This window comes from Kitasatospora sp. SolWspMP-SS2h (assembly GCF_003259315.1).
GTDB lineage: Bacteria > Actinomycetota > Actinomycetes > Streptomycetales > Streptomycetaceae > Kitasatospora > Kitasatospora fiedleri.
On record NZ_QLLT01000002.1, the window covers coordinates 164,831 to 178,783 of the forward strand.

12 protein-coding genes and 2 tRNA genes are annotated in these 13,953 nt (G+C 75.2%); 8 read left to right on the forward strand and 6 right to left on the reverse strand.

Annotated features, from left to right (window positions below):
* Positions 1-212: 212 nt before the first annotated feature.
* Together K353_RS03000 and K353_RS03005 are read left to right on the forward strand one after the other, a co-directional pair.
* On the forward strand, positions 213-2,051 hold the full coding sequence (locus tag K353_RS03000) for an alpha-glucosidase (RefSeq protein ID WP_233533327.1): 1,839 nt from the start codon (positions 213-215) through the stop codon (positions 2,049-2,051).
* Positions 2,048-3,694, forward strand: coding sequence for an alpha-amylase family protein (locus tag K353_RS03005; protein WP_111551987.1), 1,647 nt, complete (start codon positions 2,048-2,050; stop codon positions 3,692-3,694). Before K353_RS03000 ends, K353_RS03005 begins: the two co-directional genes overlap by 4 nt.
* 113 nt (positions 3,695-3,807) lie before the next feature.
* On the opposite strand, the gene K353_RS03010 is transcribed toward K353_RS03005, so the two are convergent.
* Together K353_RS03010 and K353_RS03015 are read right to left on the reverse strand one after the other, a co-directional pair.
* On the reverse strand, positions 3,808-4,179 hold the full coding sequence (locus tag K353_RS03010) for a low affinity iron permease family protein (protein ID WP_111551988.1): 372 nt from the start codon (positions 4,177-4,179) through the stop codon (positions 3,808-3,810).
* A 142-nt stretch (positions 4,180-4,321) separates the two neighbouring features.
* A complete protein-coding gene (locus K353_RS03015; protein ID WP_111551989.1) occupies positions 4,322-5,335 on the reverse strand; it encodes an SDR family oxidoreductase in 1,014 nt (337 codons plus the stop codon).
* 258 nt (positions 5,336-5,593) lie between these two features.
* Here K353_RS03015 and K353_RS34165 point away from each other — a divergent pair.
* From K353_RS34165 to K353_RS03030, 3 genes are all read left to right on the forward strand, one after another.
* Positions 5,594-5,668: transfer RNA gene (locus K353_RS34165), tRNA-Ala, on the forward strand.
* Between the two features lie 123 nt (positions 5,669-5,791).
* Positions 5,792-7,222, forward strand: coding sequence for an SDR family oxidoreductase (locus K353_RS03025; protein WP_111551991.1), 1,431 nt, complete (start codon positions 5,792-5,794; stop codon positions 7,220-7,222).
* Positions 7,223-7,247: 25 nt separating this feature from the next.
* Positions 7,248-7,320: transfer RNA gene (locus K353_RS03030), tRNA-Trp, on the forward strand.
* Between the two features lie 159 nt (positions 7,321-7,479).
* Here K353_RS03030 and K353_RS03040 read toward each other — a convergent pair.
* On the reverse strand, positions 7,480-8,241 hold the full coding sequence (locus tag K353_RS03040) for an SDR family NAD(P)-dependent oxidoreductase (RefSeq protein WP_111551992.1): 762 nt from the start codon (positions 8,239-8,241) through the stop codon (positions 7,480-7,482).
* Positions 8,242-8,335: 94 nt separating this feature from the next.
* Positions 8,336-9,478: an acyl-CoA dehydrogenase family protein gene (locus K353_RS03045; protein WP_111551993.1), complete on the reverse strand. Its 1,143-nt coding sequence runs from the start codon at positions 9,476-9,478 to the stop codon at positions 8,336-8,338.
* A 260-nt stretch (positions 9,479-9,738) separates the two neighbouring features.
* Between K353_RS03045 and K353_RS03050 the strand changes: the two genes are divergently transcribed.
* Positions 9,739-10,335, forward strand: coding sequence for a TetR/AcrR family transcriptional regulator (locus K353_RS03050; RefSeq protein ID WP_100839357.1), 597 nt, complete (start codon positions 9,739-9,741; stop codon positions 10,333-10,335).
* A gap of 59 nt (positions 10,336-10,394) precedes the next feature.
* On the opposite strand, the gene K353_RS34170 is transcribed toward K353_RS03050, so the two are convergent.
* Positions 10,395-10,556: a hypothetical protein gene (locus tag K353_RS34170; RefSeq protein ID WP_158585318.1), complete on the reverse strand. Its 162-nt coding sequence runs from the start codon at positions 10,554-10,556 to the stop codon at positions 10,395-10,397.
* 271 nt (positions 10,557-10,827) lie between these two features.
* On the opposite strand from K353_RS34170, the gene K353_RS03055 reads away from it, so the two are divergent.
* Together K353_RS03055 and K353_RS03060 are read left to right on the forward strand one after the other, a co-directional pair.
* Positions 10,828-11,361 carry a hypothetical protein gene (locus K353_RS03055; protein ID WP_146616385.1) on the forward strand — a complete coding sequence of 178 codons (534 nt, stop codon included), beginning with the start codon at positions 10,828-10,830 and terminating at the stop codon, positions 11,359-11,361.
* 73 nt (positions 11,362-11,434) lie between these two features.
* Positions 11,435-12,859 carry a hypothetical protein gene (locus K353_RS03060; RefSeq protein WP_111551995.1) on the forward strand — a complete coding sequence of 475 codons (1,425 nt, stop codon included), beginning with the start codon at positions 11,435-11,437 and terminating at the stop codon, positions 12,857-12,859.
* 277 nt (positions 12,860-13,136) lie between these two features.
* On the opposite strand, the gene K353_RS03065 is transcribed toward K353_RS03060, so the two are convergent.
* Entirely contained in the window at positions 13,137-13,892 is a 756-nt protein-coding gene (locus tag K353_RS03065; RefSeq protein ID WP_111551996.1) for a thioesterase II family protein, read from the reverse strand.
* Positions 13,893-13,953 lie beyond the last annotated feature (61 nt).

The window sequence follows — 13,953 nt, forward strand, 5'->3', positions numbered from 1 at the left end:
TTGGCCTGCCGGCCGAACAGGTCCTTCGGACCGCCCCGCCCCCGGTTCACCCGGCCGCCGCCCCGCCCGGCCCCGCACGCCCCCGATCCGCCCGGCCGCCGCCCCGCCCGGCCCCGCACGCCCCCCGATCGGCCGGAACCGGTCCGGTGGATCCGGCGCCAGGGGGAAGGAGGGGCCGTGGACGGTACGGCGAGCGGGAGGAGGACGGTGCGGTGACCGAGGACGGGAGGGACGGTCCGGTGGGCCGGGAGGACGGCGGGAGCACGGCGGAGCCGGACGGGGCGTGGTGGCGGTCGGCGGTCGTCTACCAGGTCTACCCCCGCAGCTTCGCCGACTCCGACGGCGACGGGATCGGCGACCTGGACGGCATCACGGGGCGGCTCGACCACCTCGCCGAGCTGGGCGTCGACGTGCTGTGGCTGTCGCCGGTGTACCCGTCGCCGCAGGCCGACAACGGCTACGACATCAGCGACTACCAGGACGTCGACCCGCTCTTCGGCGACCTGGCGGCGTTCGACCGGCTGCTGGCGGCCGTCCACGCGCGCGGCATGCGGCTGGTGATGGACCTGGTGGTGAACCACACCTCGGACCGGCACCCGTGGTTCCAGGAGTCCCGCGACCCGGCGAGCCCCAAGCGCTCCTGGTACTGGTGGCGCCCCCCGCGCGAGGCCACCGGTCCGGGGGCCGCCCGGCCGCACGGCACCGAACCGAACAACTGGGGCTCGTTCTTCTCCGGCCCGGCCTGGACGTACGACGAGACGTCCGGCGCGTACTACCTGCACCTGTTCGCCCCCGGGCAGCCGGACCTCAACTGGGAGGAGCCGGCGATGCGGCAGGCGGTGTACGCGATGATGCGCTGGTGGCTGGAGCGGGGCGTGGACGGCTTTCGGATGGACGTCGTCAACCTGATCTCCAAGGACCCGGCCCTGCCGGACGGCCCGCTGCGCGGCGACGGCCCGTACGGCGACGGCTCGCCGTCCTACCTCTGCGGACCGAGGGCGCACGAGTACCTCCAGGAGATGCACCGCGAGGTGTTCGCCCACCACCCGGGCCGGCTGCTGACGGTGGGGGAGATGCCGGGGGTGACGGTCGAGCAGGCACGGCTGTTCACCGACCCGGCGCGGGCCGAGGTCAACATGGTCTTCCAGTTCGAGCACGTCAGCCTGGACCACGGCCCCGGCGGCAAGTTCGACCCGAGGCCGCTGCGGCTCACCGACCTGAAGGCGTCGCTGGCCCGCTGGCAGCGGGGGCTGGCCGACACCGGCTGGAACAGCCTGTACTGGAGCAACCACGACCAGCCCCGGATCGTCTCCCGGTTCGGCGACGACGGCCCCCGCCACCGGGCGCGCTCGGCCACCATGCTGGCCACCGTCCTGCACCTGCACCGCGGCACCCCGTACGTCTACCAGGGCGAGGAACTGGGCATGACCAACGCCCCGTTCGCCTCGATCGACGACTTCCGCGACATCGAGTCGCTCAACCACTACGCGCAGGCGCTCGCGGCCGGGCAGGACCCGGAGCGGGTGCTGCGCGGACTGCGGGCCATGGGCCGGGACAACGCCAGGACGCCGATGCAGTGGGACGCCTCGCCCGGCGCCGGGTTCAGCACCGGCACCCCGTGGATCGCGGTCAACCCGAACCACACCACCGTCAACGCCGCCGACGCCCGGCGCGACCCCGACTCGGTCTACCACCACTACCGGCGGCTGATCGCCCTGCGCCACCGCGAACCGGCCGTCGTGCACGGCGACTTCACCCCGCTGCTGCCCGAGGACGAGCGGGTGTACGCCTTCACCCGCCACCACCGCGGCACCACCCTGCTCGTCCTCGGCAACTTCACCGGCGAGCACGTGCCGGTCGACCTGCCGCCGCGCTGGCGGGACGCCGAACTGCTCCTCGGCAACCTGCCCGCCGACGACACCCCGCAGCCCGCCGCCGCGTACCCGCAGCCCGACGACACCCCGCAACCCGGCGCCGCCCCCACCGTCCTGGCGCCCTGGGAGGCCCGCGTGCACCGACTCACCGAGACCGAAGGGGAGAACGCCCGATGAGACTGACCGAGACCGCCGACCTGTGGTGGAAGAACGCCGTCGTGTACTGCCTGGACGTCGAGACCTTCCAGGACGGGAACGGCGACGGCGTCGGCGACTTCGTCGGCCTCACCCAGCGGATCGACCACCTGGTCCGGCTCGGCGTGACCTGCCTGTGGCTGATGCCCTTCCACCCGACCCGCGAGCGCGACGACGGCTACGACATCACCGACTACTACGCCGTCGACCCCCGGCTGGGCACCCTCGGCGAGTTCACCGAGTTCGTCCGCACCGCCCGCGACCGGGGCCTGCGGGTCATCGCCGACCTGGTCGTCAACCACACCTCCGACCACCACCCGTGGTTCCGGGACGCCTGCTCCGGCCGGGACGCCCGCCACCGCGACTGGTACGTGTGGTGCGACACCCCGCCCGCCGACGGCCCGCAGGGCGTCACCTTCCCCGACGCCGAGCAGAGCCTGTGGCAGTACCACGAACCCACCGGCCAGTACTACTTCCACCGCTTCTACAAGGAACAGCCCGACCTCAACATCACCAACGCCGCGGTCCGCGACGAGATAGCCCGGATCATGGGCTTCTGGATGCAGCTGGGCCTGTCCGGCTTCCGGGTCGACGCGGTGCCGTTCCTGCTGGAGACCGCCGGACAGGTGGACGCCGACGACCTGCCCGACCCGCACGCGTACCTGGCCGATCTGCGGGCCTTCCTCGGCCGCCGCAACGGCGAGGCGATGCTGCTGGGCGAGGTCAACCTGCCCTACGAGGAGACGCTCAGGTTCTTCGGCGACCCCGCCTCGGGCGGCGACGAGCTGACGATGTGCTTCGACTTCATCGGCATGCAGCGGACGTACCTGGCGATGGCCCGGCAGGAGGCAGCCCCGCTGGCCGACGCGCTGCGCGAACGCCCCCGGCCGCCGCGCGACGCGCACTGGGCCACCTTCGTGCGCAACCACGACGAACTCACCCTCGACAAGCTCTCCAAGACCGAACGCGACGAGGTCTTCGCGGCGTTCGGCCCCGAGGCCGACATGCAGCTGTACGGCCGCGGCCTGCGCCGCCGGCTGCCCCCCATGCTCGACGGCGACCGCCGCCGGATCGACCTCGCCTACAGCCTGCTGTTCACCCTGCCCGGCACACCCGTGCTCTTCTACGGCGAGGAGATCGGCATGGGCGAGAACCTCGCCGCCGACGGCCGGCTCGCCGTCCGCACCCCCATGCAGTGGACCCCGGAGCCGACCGCGGGCTTCTCCGACGCCGAACCGGCCCGCTACCCCCGGCCGCTGACCCGGGGCGCCTACGGCCCCGAGCACGTCAACGTCCGCAACCAGGCCCACGACCCGCACGCGCTGCTGACCCGGATGCGCTCCTTCGCCCAGGGCTACCGCGAGGCCCCCGAACTGGCCTGGGGCCACTGCGAGGTCCTCGACGCGGGCGACCCCGCCGTCCTCGCCCACCTCAGCTCCACCCGGGACGGGGCCGTCCTGGTGCTGCACAACTTCGCCGACCGGCCCGCCACCGCCGCCCCCGCCGGGGTGCCCGACGGCCGACTGACCGACATCCTCACCGGGGCCGCCGTCGAACGGACCGGCGCGCCGCGCGTCGAACTGCCGCCGTACGGCTACCGCTGGCTGCGGGTCGGCGAGCCCTGACCGGCGCGCCGGGCCGACACCGGAGCACCACCTGACCTGAACGGCCGGAGCGGCCGGCCGGAGCGCCGATCGGCACTCCGGCCGGCCGCTCCGGCCGTTCGGTCGGGGGCTCCTCAGAGCCGCTCCTCCAGGCGGATCGCCTCGCGCAGGTCCTGGTGGGCCCGGTCGCCGCTGCCCGCGTGCTGCTCCAGCAGGGCGGCGGCGATGGCGTCCAGCTTGCGCTGCAGCGCGTGCTCCGCGCGGCGCTCCGCGTTCTTCAGCAGGGCCAGCAGCACCAGCGTCACGGCGGTCATCACGTCCCCCGCCAGGATCTGCCACTCGGTCGACAGGCCCAGCGCGTGGACCACGAAGAAGCCCGCCACCAGCAGCAGGCAGAACACCGAGAACACCGGCGAGCCGGTCAGGTTGGACGCGGACTCGGCCAGCCGCTCGAACCGGCCCCGCCCGCCGTCGGTGCGCTCGGCGGGGTGCGGGAAGACCGTCATGCCGCCCTCCCCGCCCCGGCGCGCGCCGCCGCGCCCGTCGCCGTCGTGCCCGTCGCTGTCGTGCCCTTCACCGCCGCGCCCGTCGCCGTCGTGCCCGTCGCTGTCGTGCCCTTCACCGCCGCGCCCGTCGCCGTCGTGCCCGTCACCGTCGCCGCCCGGCGTAGCAGCCCAGGGCCACGGCCGCGGCCGTGGCGGCGCACGCCCCGGCGACGGCGGCCCGGTGGGTGGTGGCCCACAGCTGCGGGCTCCGGCCGCTGGAGCGGCCGGTGAACCGGCCGCGCGCGCCGTGGTCCTCCCGGTCGTCCACGGGCTTCCACAGGTTGCCCGGGTCGGTGTCGCGGCGCGGCTGGTCGGTCTGCTGGGAGTCGAGCCCGGTCCGGGCCAGGTAGCGGTCCAACAGCCCCGGCACCACCGCGTTGGCGACCAGGGTGGCGACCGTGCTGCCGCCCACCCAGTACTCGCGCCGCCCCGGACGGTCCGCCGCGCGGAGGACCGCGCGGGCCGCCACCTCGGGCTGGTAGATCGGCGGGACGGGCTGCGCGCGCTTCGGCAGCCGGGAGAGGACCCAGTCGAACTGCGGGGTGTTCACGGCCGGCATCTGCACCATCGTGGTGCGCACCCCCGAACCGGCGGCCAGCAACTCGCAGCGCAGCGCCTCGTGCCAGCCCTGCAGGGCGTGCTTGGCGCCGCTGTAGGCGCTCTGGTAGGGGATGCCCCGGTAGGCGAGGGCGGAGCCGACGTGCACCAGCGTCCCGCGGTCGCGCGGCAGCATGCGGCGCAGCGCGGCCCGGGTGGCGTACACGTAGCCGAGGTAGCTCACCTCGGTGACCCGGCGGAACTCCTCCGCCGAGATCTCGGTGAAGGGCGCGAAGACGGAGGTGAACGCGTCGTTCACCCACACGTCGATCGGTCCGAGTTCGCGCTCGACGTGCTCGGCGGCGGCCTCGACGGCCCGCGGATCGCTGACGTCGGCCTCGATCACGAGGGCGGTCGTGCCCGCCTTCCGGGCCTCGGCGGCGGCTGCCTCCAGCCCCGCGCGGCCACGGGCGATCAGGGCGAGGCGGTCGCCGCGCCCGGCGAACGCCTCGACGCACGCCCGTCCGATTCCTGCGCTGGCACCGGTGATCACCACGATGCGTGAAGTGGGTGCGGTCATGCCCTGTGGTGTGTCCGGTAGTTCGCCCGGCAAACCGGTCGGGCCGGGAGCCGCCGCCCGCGCCGCCGCTCCGGCCACCCGCGACCGTGACCGTGACGGCCACCGTGACGGCCGCCGCGACGGCCGCCGCGACGGCCGCCGCGACGGCGACGGCGACCGCCACCGCGACGGCGACCGCGACGGCCGCGCCGGGCCGGGCCGGGTCGCGCAAAAGGGTTTCCGCACGTTCCGGGCGTGCCGTTAGCATCGCTGTCACCTCCCGGGCGTGCGCGCAGAGGCAGTCGCACCGCCACGGCATGGCGGACCACGCCGGTTCGAATCCGGCCCCCGGGAGGCCCGAGGGCCCCGTGGCGCAGCGGCGGACGCGCCGCACCGCCCGTGTGGAGCACGCCAGTCCGCCCTCCGGTCGGGCCCGCCGTCCGCCGCCCCGCCGCACCCCCTCCGGAGGACCGTCCGATGAGCACGACCCCGCCCCGCCCCGGGGAGGAGCCGGACGAGGCCGAACTCGCCGCCTTCGAGCGGACGCTGGGCCGCCTGTGGCTGCTGCCCGCCGACCACCCGGTGCGGCTGCGGGCCGAACGCGGCGCCGAGTCCTTCGTCCGGGACGGCCGGCACACCCGCCGCCGGGTCCGCCGCACCGAGACCGCCCGGGCCGACGCCGACCTGGTCGGCGCCACCGCCACCGGCGGCACCGCCCGCCGGGAGGACGCCCCGCTGCCCACCGCCGCCGGACACACCCCGATCGGCGACCTCGCCCGCCCGCAGCGCTGCTACGTCTGCAAGCAGCACTACCGGCAGGTCGACGGCTTCTACCACCGACTGTGCCCCGCCTGCGCCGCCGACCACACCGCCCGCCGCGCGCTCAGCACCGACCTGACCGGCCGACGGGTGCTGCTCACCGGCGGACGCGTCAAGATCGGCTTCCAGCTGGCCCTGATGATGCTCCGCGACGGCGCCGAACTCGTCGTCACCAGCCGTTTCCCGCACGACACCCTGCGCCGCTTCCGGGCCGCCGAGGGCAGCGACCGCTGGCTGGACCGGCTGCGGATCGTCGGCATCGACCTGCGCGACCCGCGCCAGGTGCTCGGCCTGTGCGAGCAACTGCGCGCGGAGGGTCGCCCGTTGGACATCCTGGTGAACAACGCCGCGCAGACCCTGCGCCGCCCGCCCGAGTCGTACGCCCTGCTGGCGGCCGGCGAGACCGCGGGGACCCGTCGGATCGGCGAGGCCGGTGCGACCGGCGCGGTCCCGGGCCGGATCGGGTACGCGCCCGGGTTCCGCCCGATGCCCGCGCTCACCGCCGCCTGGCCCGCCGCCGAACTCGCCGCCGACGAGACCTCGTTGGCGGCGAGCCGGGTCGACGCCGGGGCGGTGGACGAGGCCGGGCTGCTGCCCGACACCGCGCCGCGCAACTCCTGGTCGGCCACCCTCGGCGGGCTCGACCCGGCGGAGGTGCTGGAGACCCAGCTGGTCAACGCGCTCGCCCCGGCGCTGCTCTGCGACCGGCTGCTCCCGCTGCTGGAAGCCTCCCCGCACCCGTCCCGCTACATCGTCAACGTGACGGCGGTGGAGGGCCGGTTCGCGGTCCGCAACAAGACGGCCGGCCACCCGCACACCAACATGGCCAAGGCCGCCCTCAACATGCTCACCCGCACCAGCGCCGCCGAACTCGCCGAGCGCGGCGTCCACATGTGCGCCGTCGACACCGGCTGGATCACCGACGAGAACCCGGCGCCCAAGAAGTCCCGCCTGGCCGGTGCGGGCTTCCGCACCCCGCTGGACGTCGTGGACGGCGCGGCCCGGGTGTACGACCCGATCGTGCGCGGCGAGGCGGGGGAGCCGTTCGTGGGCGTCTTCCTGAAGGATTACCGGGTGGCGGAGTGGTGAGCGCGGCCCCTAGGATCACCGCGACGGGGCCGTAGCACAGCGGTCGATGCGCCGGTCTCCAGAACCGGAGGACGTCGGTTCGAATCCGACCGGCCCCGTCACCCGGACCCGCTACCTGCTGGGCAAGGGCGTCGCGCGCCGCGTCCGGCATCGCCTGAACGCGCTCAGCGCGGCCGTCCCGCCGTCCGTCCCGGCCGTGGGCGTGGCCGCAGTGCGCAGCGTGCACCGCACCGCGGCCGCGCCCGCCGAGCGGTGACTCAGCGGGCGGCCATCCGCAGCGCGCCGTCCATCCGGATGGTCTCGCCGTTCAGGTAGTCGTGCTCGGCGATCATCGCGACCAGGCGGGCGTACTCCTCGGGGCGGGCCAGCCGCTGCGGGAAGGTGACGGTGGCGGCGAGGCCGGAGCGCACCTCCTCGGAGAAGCCCGCCATCATCGGGGTGTCGACGATGCCGGGGGCGATGGTGACCACCCGGATGCCGTACTGGGCCAGGTCGCGGGCCGCGGTGATGGTCATCCCGGCCACGCCCGCCTTGGACGCGGCGTAGGCGATCTGCCCGACCTGGCCCTCGAAGGCGGCGATCGACGCGGTGTTGACCACCAGCCCGCGCTGCCCGGCCCCGTCCGGCTCCTGGGCGGACATCGCCTCCGCGGCCAGCCGCATCACGTTGAAGGTGCCGACCAGGTTGACGTTCAGCACGCCGCGGAACAGGTCCAGGTCGTGCGGGCCGCGGCGGCCGACCACCCGCGCGGACGGGGCGATGCCCGCGCAGCTGACAGCCAGCCGCAGCGGGCGGCCGTCGGCGGCGATCCGCGCCAGCGCGTCGCGCACCGGCTGCTCCTCGGTGACGTCCGCGCCGAGCAGGGTGACGCCCGCGGGCTGCGCGGGGGCGGACTCCACCGCCTTGGGCAGGTCGAGGCCGTAGACGGTGGCGCCGAGCGAGGCCAGGTGGGCGGCGGTGGCCGCGCCGAGGCCGGAGGCGGCGCCGGTGACCAGGGCGGCGGTGCCGGAGAGCTGCATGGTGGAACGTCCTTTCGGGGCAGGGTTTTCGGCGTCGGCCGGGGGAGGGCGGACGTCGGCGGGCGGGTGGGCGTCGGCGGGCGCCGGTCCGGCGTCAGCGGGTGGCGAGGTGGCGGCTGATCACCAGGCGCTGGATCTGGTTGGTGCCCTCGAAGATCTGCATGATCTTCGCCTCGCGCATGTACCGCTCGACCGGGAAGTCCCGGGTGTAGCCGTAGCCGCCGAACACCTGCACCGCGTCCGTGGTGACCTTCATCGCGGCGTCGGTGGCGACCAGCTTGGCCACGCTGGCCTGCCGGCTGAACGGGCGGCCCAGGTCGCGGCGGCGGGCCGCGTCCAGGTAGGTGGCGCGGGCGGAGTCGACGGCGGCGGCCATGTCGGCGAGCAGGAAGCCCAGGCCCTGGTGGTCGACGATCCGGCGGCCGAAGGTGGTGCGCTCGTTGGCGTACGCGACGGCGTGGTCCAGTGCGGCCTGGGCCAGGCCGGTGGCGCAGGCCGCGATGCCGAGCCGGCCCGAGTCGAGGGCGGAGAACGCGATCGGCAGGCCCTGGCCCTCCGCGCCGATCAGCCGGTCGCGCTCCAGCAGCGCGCCGTCCCAGTACGCGGCGGTGGTCGGCACCGCGTTCAGGCCCATCTTCTCCTCCGGCGGGCCGAAGGTCAGGCCCTCGACCTGTCCGGGTGCCAGGAAGCAGGACACCCCGTGCGGGCCGGGCGCGGTGCGGGCGAACAGGGCGTAGAAGTCGGCCTTGCCGCCGTGGGTGATCCACGCCTTGGTGCCGGTGATCCGGTACCCCTTCTCCACCGGCTCGGCCTTGCAGCTCAGCGCCCCCGCGTCCGAGCCGGCGTGCGGCTCGGAGAGGCTGTAGCCGCCGACCAGCTCGCCCGCGAGCATCCGGGGCAGCCAGCGCTCCTGCTGCTCGGGCGTGCCGTACGCGGTCAGCGGGTGGCAGGCCAGGGTGTGCACGCTGGTGGCCACCGCGACGGCCGCCCAGCGGGACGCCAGCTCCTCCAGCACCTGGAGGTACACCTCGTAGGGCTGGCCGCCGCCGCCGAACTCCTCCGGGTAGGGCAGGCCCAGCAGCCCGGCCTGCCCGAGCAGCGCGAACAGGCCCTCCGGGTAGCGCTCCTCCTTCTCGTGGGAGGCGACCTCGGTCGCGAGTTCCCTGTCGGCGAGATCGCGGGTCAGCGCGATCAGGTCCGCGGCTTCCTCGGTGGGCAGCAAGCGATCCACGGCCATGTTCCGGCTCCAAGCGGTACGCAAAGCGGTACGTCAGTACCGCTCAGCGTAGCGCAGGGTGCCCCGTCCCGGGCAGGCCGCCGTCACCGGGAACCGGAGCGGCCCGCGACTGACCGCCAAGGCCCGCCCGCGACGGCCCGCCCGGGTCGGGGCACCCGCGACGGCTGGGCGGAGCAGCCGCCCGGAGCGGCAGGACCGCCCGGCCCCGCCCGGACCGGGTGAGGTGCCGACCCCCGGTGACCGGCTGCCATACTGGCCGGGTGATCGACAGCGCAGCCGCAGCCCGGCCCACCGGACGGGGCGCCGCCCGCCGCAGTGAGCTCTTCGAGGAACTGGTGGCGCTGTTCGTGGCCGAGGGCTTCGCCCGGTTCACCCTGGACGACCTGGCCGCTCGCCTGCACTGCTCCAAGCGCACGCTGTACGGGCTGGCCGGCTCCAAGGAACAACTGGTGCGCGCCGCCGTGGTGCACTTCTTCCGCGAGGCCACCGCCCGGGTCGGCGCGGCCCTGGCTGCCGAGACCGACCCGGCCGCCCGGCTGGCCGCCTACCTGCGCGCCGTCTCCGCCGAACTCGCCCCCGGCTCGGCCCGCTTCTTCGACGACCTGGCCGCCTTCGAACCGGCCGCCGAGGTCTACGGCCGCAACACCCGGGCCGCCGCCCGCCAGATCCAGCAGCTGATCGAGGACGGCGTCGCGGCCGGCGCCTTCCGCGAGACCCACGTGGCCTTCGCCGCGGACGTGATCAGCTCGGTCATGGTGCGCATCCAGCAGCGCCAGGTCGCCGAGGCCACCGGCCTGGCCGACGCCGAGGCGTACGGACACCTGGCCGAACTCCTGCTGCACGGCCTGCTGCGCTGAACCCCGCCCCTCCCCGGGCCCGTCGTCCCTCCCCGGGCCCGTCGTCCCTCCCGGCGGCGTCAGCCCTCCCGGTCGGCGGGGGAGTCGGCCCGCTCCGATGCCGCCGCCGTAGCAGCGTCGCAGAGCGGGCAGCGGCCGTTCTCGCGGACCTTGCCGCACTCCTCGCAGACCAGGTGCAGGAAGCAGGCGGGCTCGCCGCCCGCGGGCTCGGTGGGTTCCATGCCCCCAGTGTGCCGCGCGGGCCGGTCGGCCGGGGGCGGCGGCCCGCGGCCGGGTGCCCCGGTCCGCGTCCGACGCCGAGCCCGAGTCCGCCCGTAGATCAGCCTTTCGGATGGTCCGACCTTTGTCCGCCGCGCGGGTTCTCGCGCTCCGGCGGCGGTGCGTCGGGCCGCCACCGCCCGCCCGCGCGGTCGATCCTTCCGGGAGTCGACGAGGTCGACGAGGTCGACGAGGTCGACGAGGTCGGCGACGAGAGCGGGAGGTGGCTGGACGGTGAGCATCGGTCGGCGCGGTTGGTGGCGGCTCGGCATCGCGGCCGCGTTGTGCATGACCGGGACCGCCACGGCGGCGGTGGCGTCCGGGGTGGCGCCGCAGCAGGGCCGCGCGGCGGTGAGCGCGGACGGACAGCGGGCCCCCGACAGCGAGGACGGCCTCCAGGTGGTGAACGTCTCGGTGGACCGCACCCCGGTGCGCGGCCTCACCGTGGTGCGCGCCCTGGTGGCCAACCTCGGCCCGAACCCGGTCACCGACCGGTTCACCACCACGGTGCGCCTGCCCAAGGGCGTCACGGTGGAGGGCCGGGTCTTCCCGGACGACTGCCGACCGGACGACCGGGGACGGGAGTTGACCTGCCGGTTCCGCAAGGGTCTGGGGCTGCGCCGCAGCGCCACGCTGCTCGTCCCGCTGCGGGTCGCGGACGACGTGCGCTCCGGCGAGCGGCTCTCCGGCGGCGCGGTCTCCCTCCAGGACCCGGACCGTCCGGACCGGCCCGTCCCGAGCCGGGCGTTCACCATCGACGTCCAGTAGCCCCGACCGCCACCGCGCCCGCGCGGCCCCTCCACCCGTCCCCCGACGACCCCCGCCCGCCGATCGGAGCTCCGTGTCCCTGCCCCGCCGCGTAGCACTGCTGTCGCTGCTGCTCGTCGTCCCGCTGCTGCCTGCCGCCCCGGCCTCCGCCGCGCCGCGGATCCAGCAGCGCAGCCTCGCCCCCACCAGCGCCCTGCCCGACACGCCGGTCGCGGCGACGCTCTCGGTCGGCTCGCTCTCCACCTGCGTCACCGTGGACGAACTCGGTGTCGGCGTCCGGGACGCCAACCAGCAGAACCTGGACTTCCCCGGCTCCACCGGCCGGACCCGGATCTGCCCCGGCGGCTACACCCTGACCACCGCCGCCCGCGGCTTCCCGGCCGGGACGTACACCGAGTTCGGCTTCTACCGGATCGGCTCGACGTACTACGACCTGCCCAGCCAGACCCTGACCGTCGCCGCGCCCACCGTCCGCCAGCTCGCCCTGGTGCCCGCCCGGGCCGTCGCCGACACCCCCGTCACCGCCACCCTGGCCCTCAACTCCACCGCCTGCCTGACGGCCGACGAGGTCGGTGTCGGCGTCCGGGACGCGAACCAGCAGAACCTGGACTTCCCCGGCACCGCCACCGACGTGCGGATCTGCCCGCAGGGCTACACGCTGACCACCGCCGCCCGCAGCTTCCCGGCCGGGACGTACACCGAGTTCGGCTTCTACCGGATCGGGGGCGAGTACCACGACCTGCCCGGCCGGACGTTCACCGTCACCGGCTCGGTGGTCCCGCCCCACCCGCCGACGCCGCCGTTCCCCGCCGGGCAGCTGGTGTTCGACGAGGAGTTCAGCAGCCCGCCCGCCCTGGGCACCGTCTGGAACTCCTCCACCACCAGCGCCTACCGCTACGGCAACCACAACCCGGACGACGACAAACTGGACTGGCTCCAGCCCGGCGCGCTGAGCAGCAGGAGCGGGGCGAACACCTTCACCGCCACTCCCGGCACCAACCTGCTGGAGAACGGCGACCGGTCCTGGGACACCGGCCTGCTCACCACCGAGGGCACCCAGCAGGGCTTCCAGGTCCGGCCCGGTGACTACGCGGAGGTCCGGATCCAACTGCCCGGCGGCAACGGCGCCTGGCCGGCGCTGTGGACCTGGAAGGACGGCGGCAACGAGATCGACTCCTTCGAGTACCACCCGGACAACCCCAACCTGCTGGAACTCTCCAACCGGATCAACAGCGCCGGCACCTACTACACCGACGCCGACGCGATCCGCCCCGGCGCCTGGGTCAGCATCGGCGTCCACTACGGGGCCTCCAACAACGACTGGTACGTCAACCACGAGCTGGTCTTCTCCGACCACACCGGCACCGGCCCCAACTGGAGCGCTTACCTCATCTTCAACCTGTCGATCTGCGCGGGCTCCTGGCACCCCGCCCCGTCCGACACCGACCCGATCTCCACCGCCGCCGACTACCTGCGGGTCTGGCGGCCCCGCGCCTGACGACCCGGCAGCCCCGGCGGGGCGGTACCGGCTCTCCGGCCGATGCCGCCCCGCCGTGCTGACGGCCCGGACCGTCGGGGACGGGGTGGGGTCGGTCTCCTCGCGCGGCCAGCGCTCGCGGGCGGCCGGCCGGTCCACCCGCTCGGCGGCGGACCGGCGTTCGGCCTCGGCGGCGGCCAGCGCCCGCAGCGGTCCGCCGCCGCCCGTCCGCCGCCGCCCGTCCGCCGCCGCCCGTCCGCCGCGCGGAGAACCCAGCGGCCGGACGTCCTGGCATCCGTCAGACCGCCCCGCCGGTGGCCAGGCGGTCGGCGATCAGGGTGGTGACGGCCTGCTGGTGCTCGGCCAGGAAGAAGTGCCCGCCCGGGTAGGTGCGCACCTCCACCGGCCCGGTGGTGTGCACGGCCCAGGCCACCGCCTCGTCCGGGGTGACCTGCTCGTCCGACTCGCCGGTGAGCACCGTCACCGGGCACTCCAGCGGCGGACCGGGCCGGTACCGGTAGGTCTCCACCGCCCGGTAGTCGGCGCGCAGCGGCGGCAGGAACAGCTCGACCAGCTCCGGGTCCTCCAGGGCGGCGGTCGCCGTCCCGCCCAGGGCGGCGAGGTGGGAGAGCAGTTCGGCGTCGGAGGCGTCGCGCAGTTCCGGGTCGGCCCGCAGGCAGTGCGGCGCGCGGCGTCCGGAGACCACCAGCAGCCGCGGCCCCCGCCCGGTGGCCGCGGCCAGCCGCCGGGCCGTCTCGTGGGCGAGCATCGCGCCCATGCTGTGCCCGAACAGGGCGGGCGGCTCGGGCAGCCAGGACGGCAGCAGCACCTCGGCGATCCGGTCGGCGAGCTCGTGCAGGTCCTCCAGCGGCTTCTCGTTCCACCGGTCCTGCCGGCCCGGGTACTGCACGGCCGTCACCGCGGCCCGGTCCCGCAGCGCCGCGGACAGCGGGTGCCAGTAGCTGGCCGTCCCGCCGGCGTGCGGGAAGCACACCAGCCGGGGCGCCCCGGCCGGACCGGGGTGGTAGCGGCGCAGCCAGTCGTCCGCGCTCATGCGGTGGGGTTCCCTTCGTCGTGGTCGGCAGGTCGCTCCCATGGTGCACCACCCCGGACCG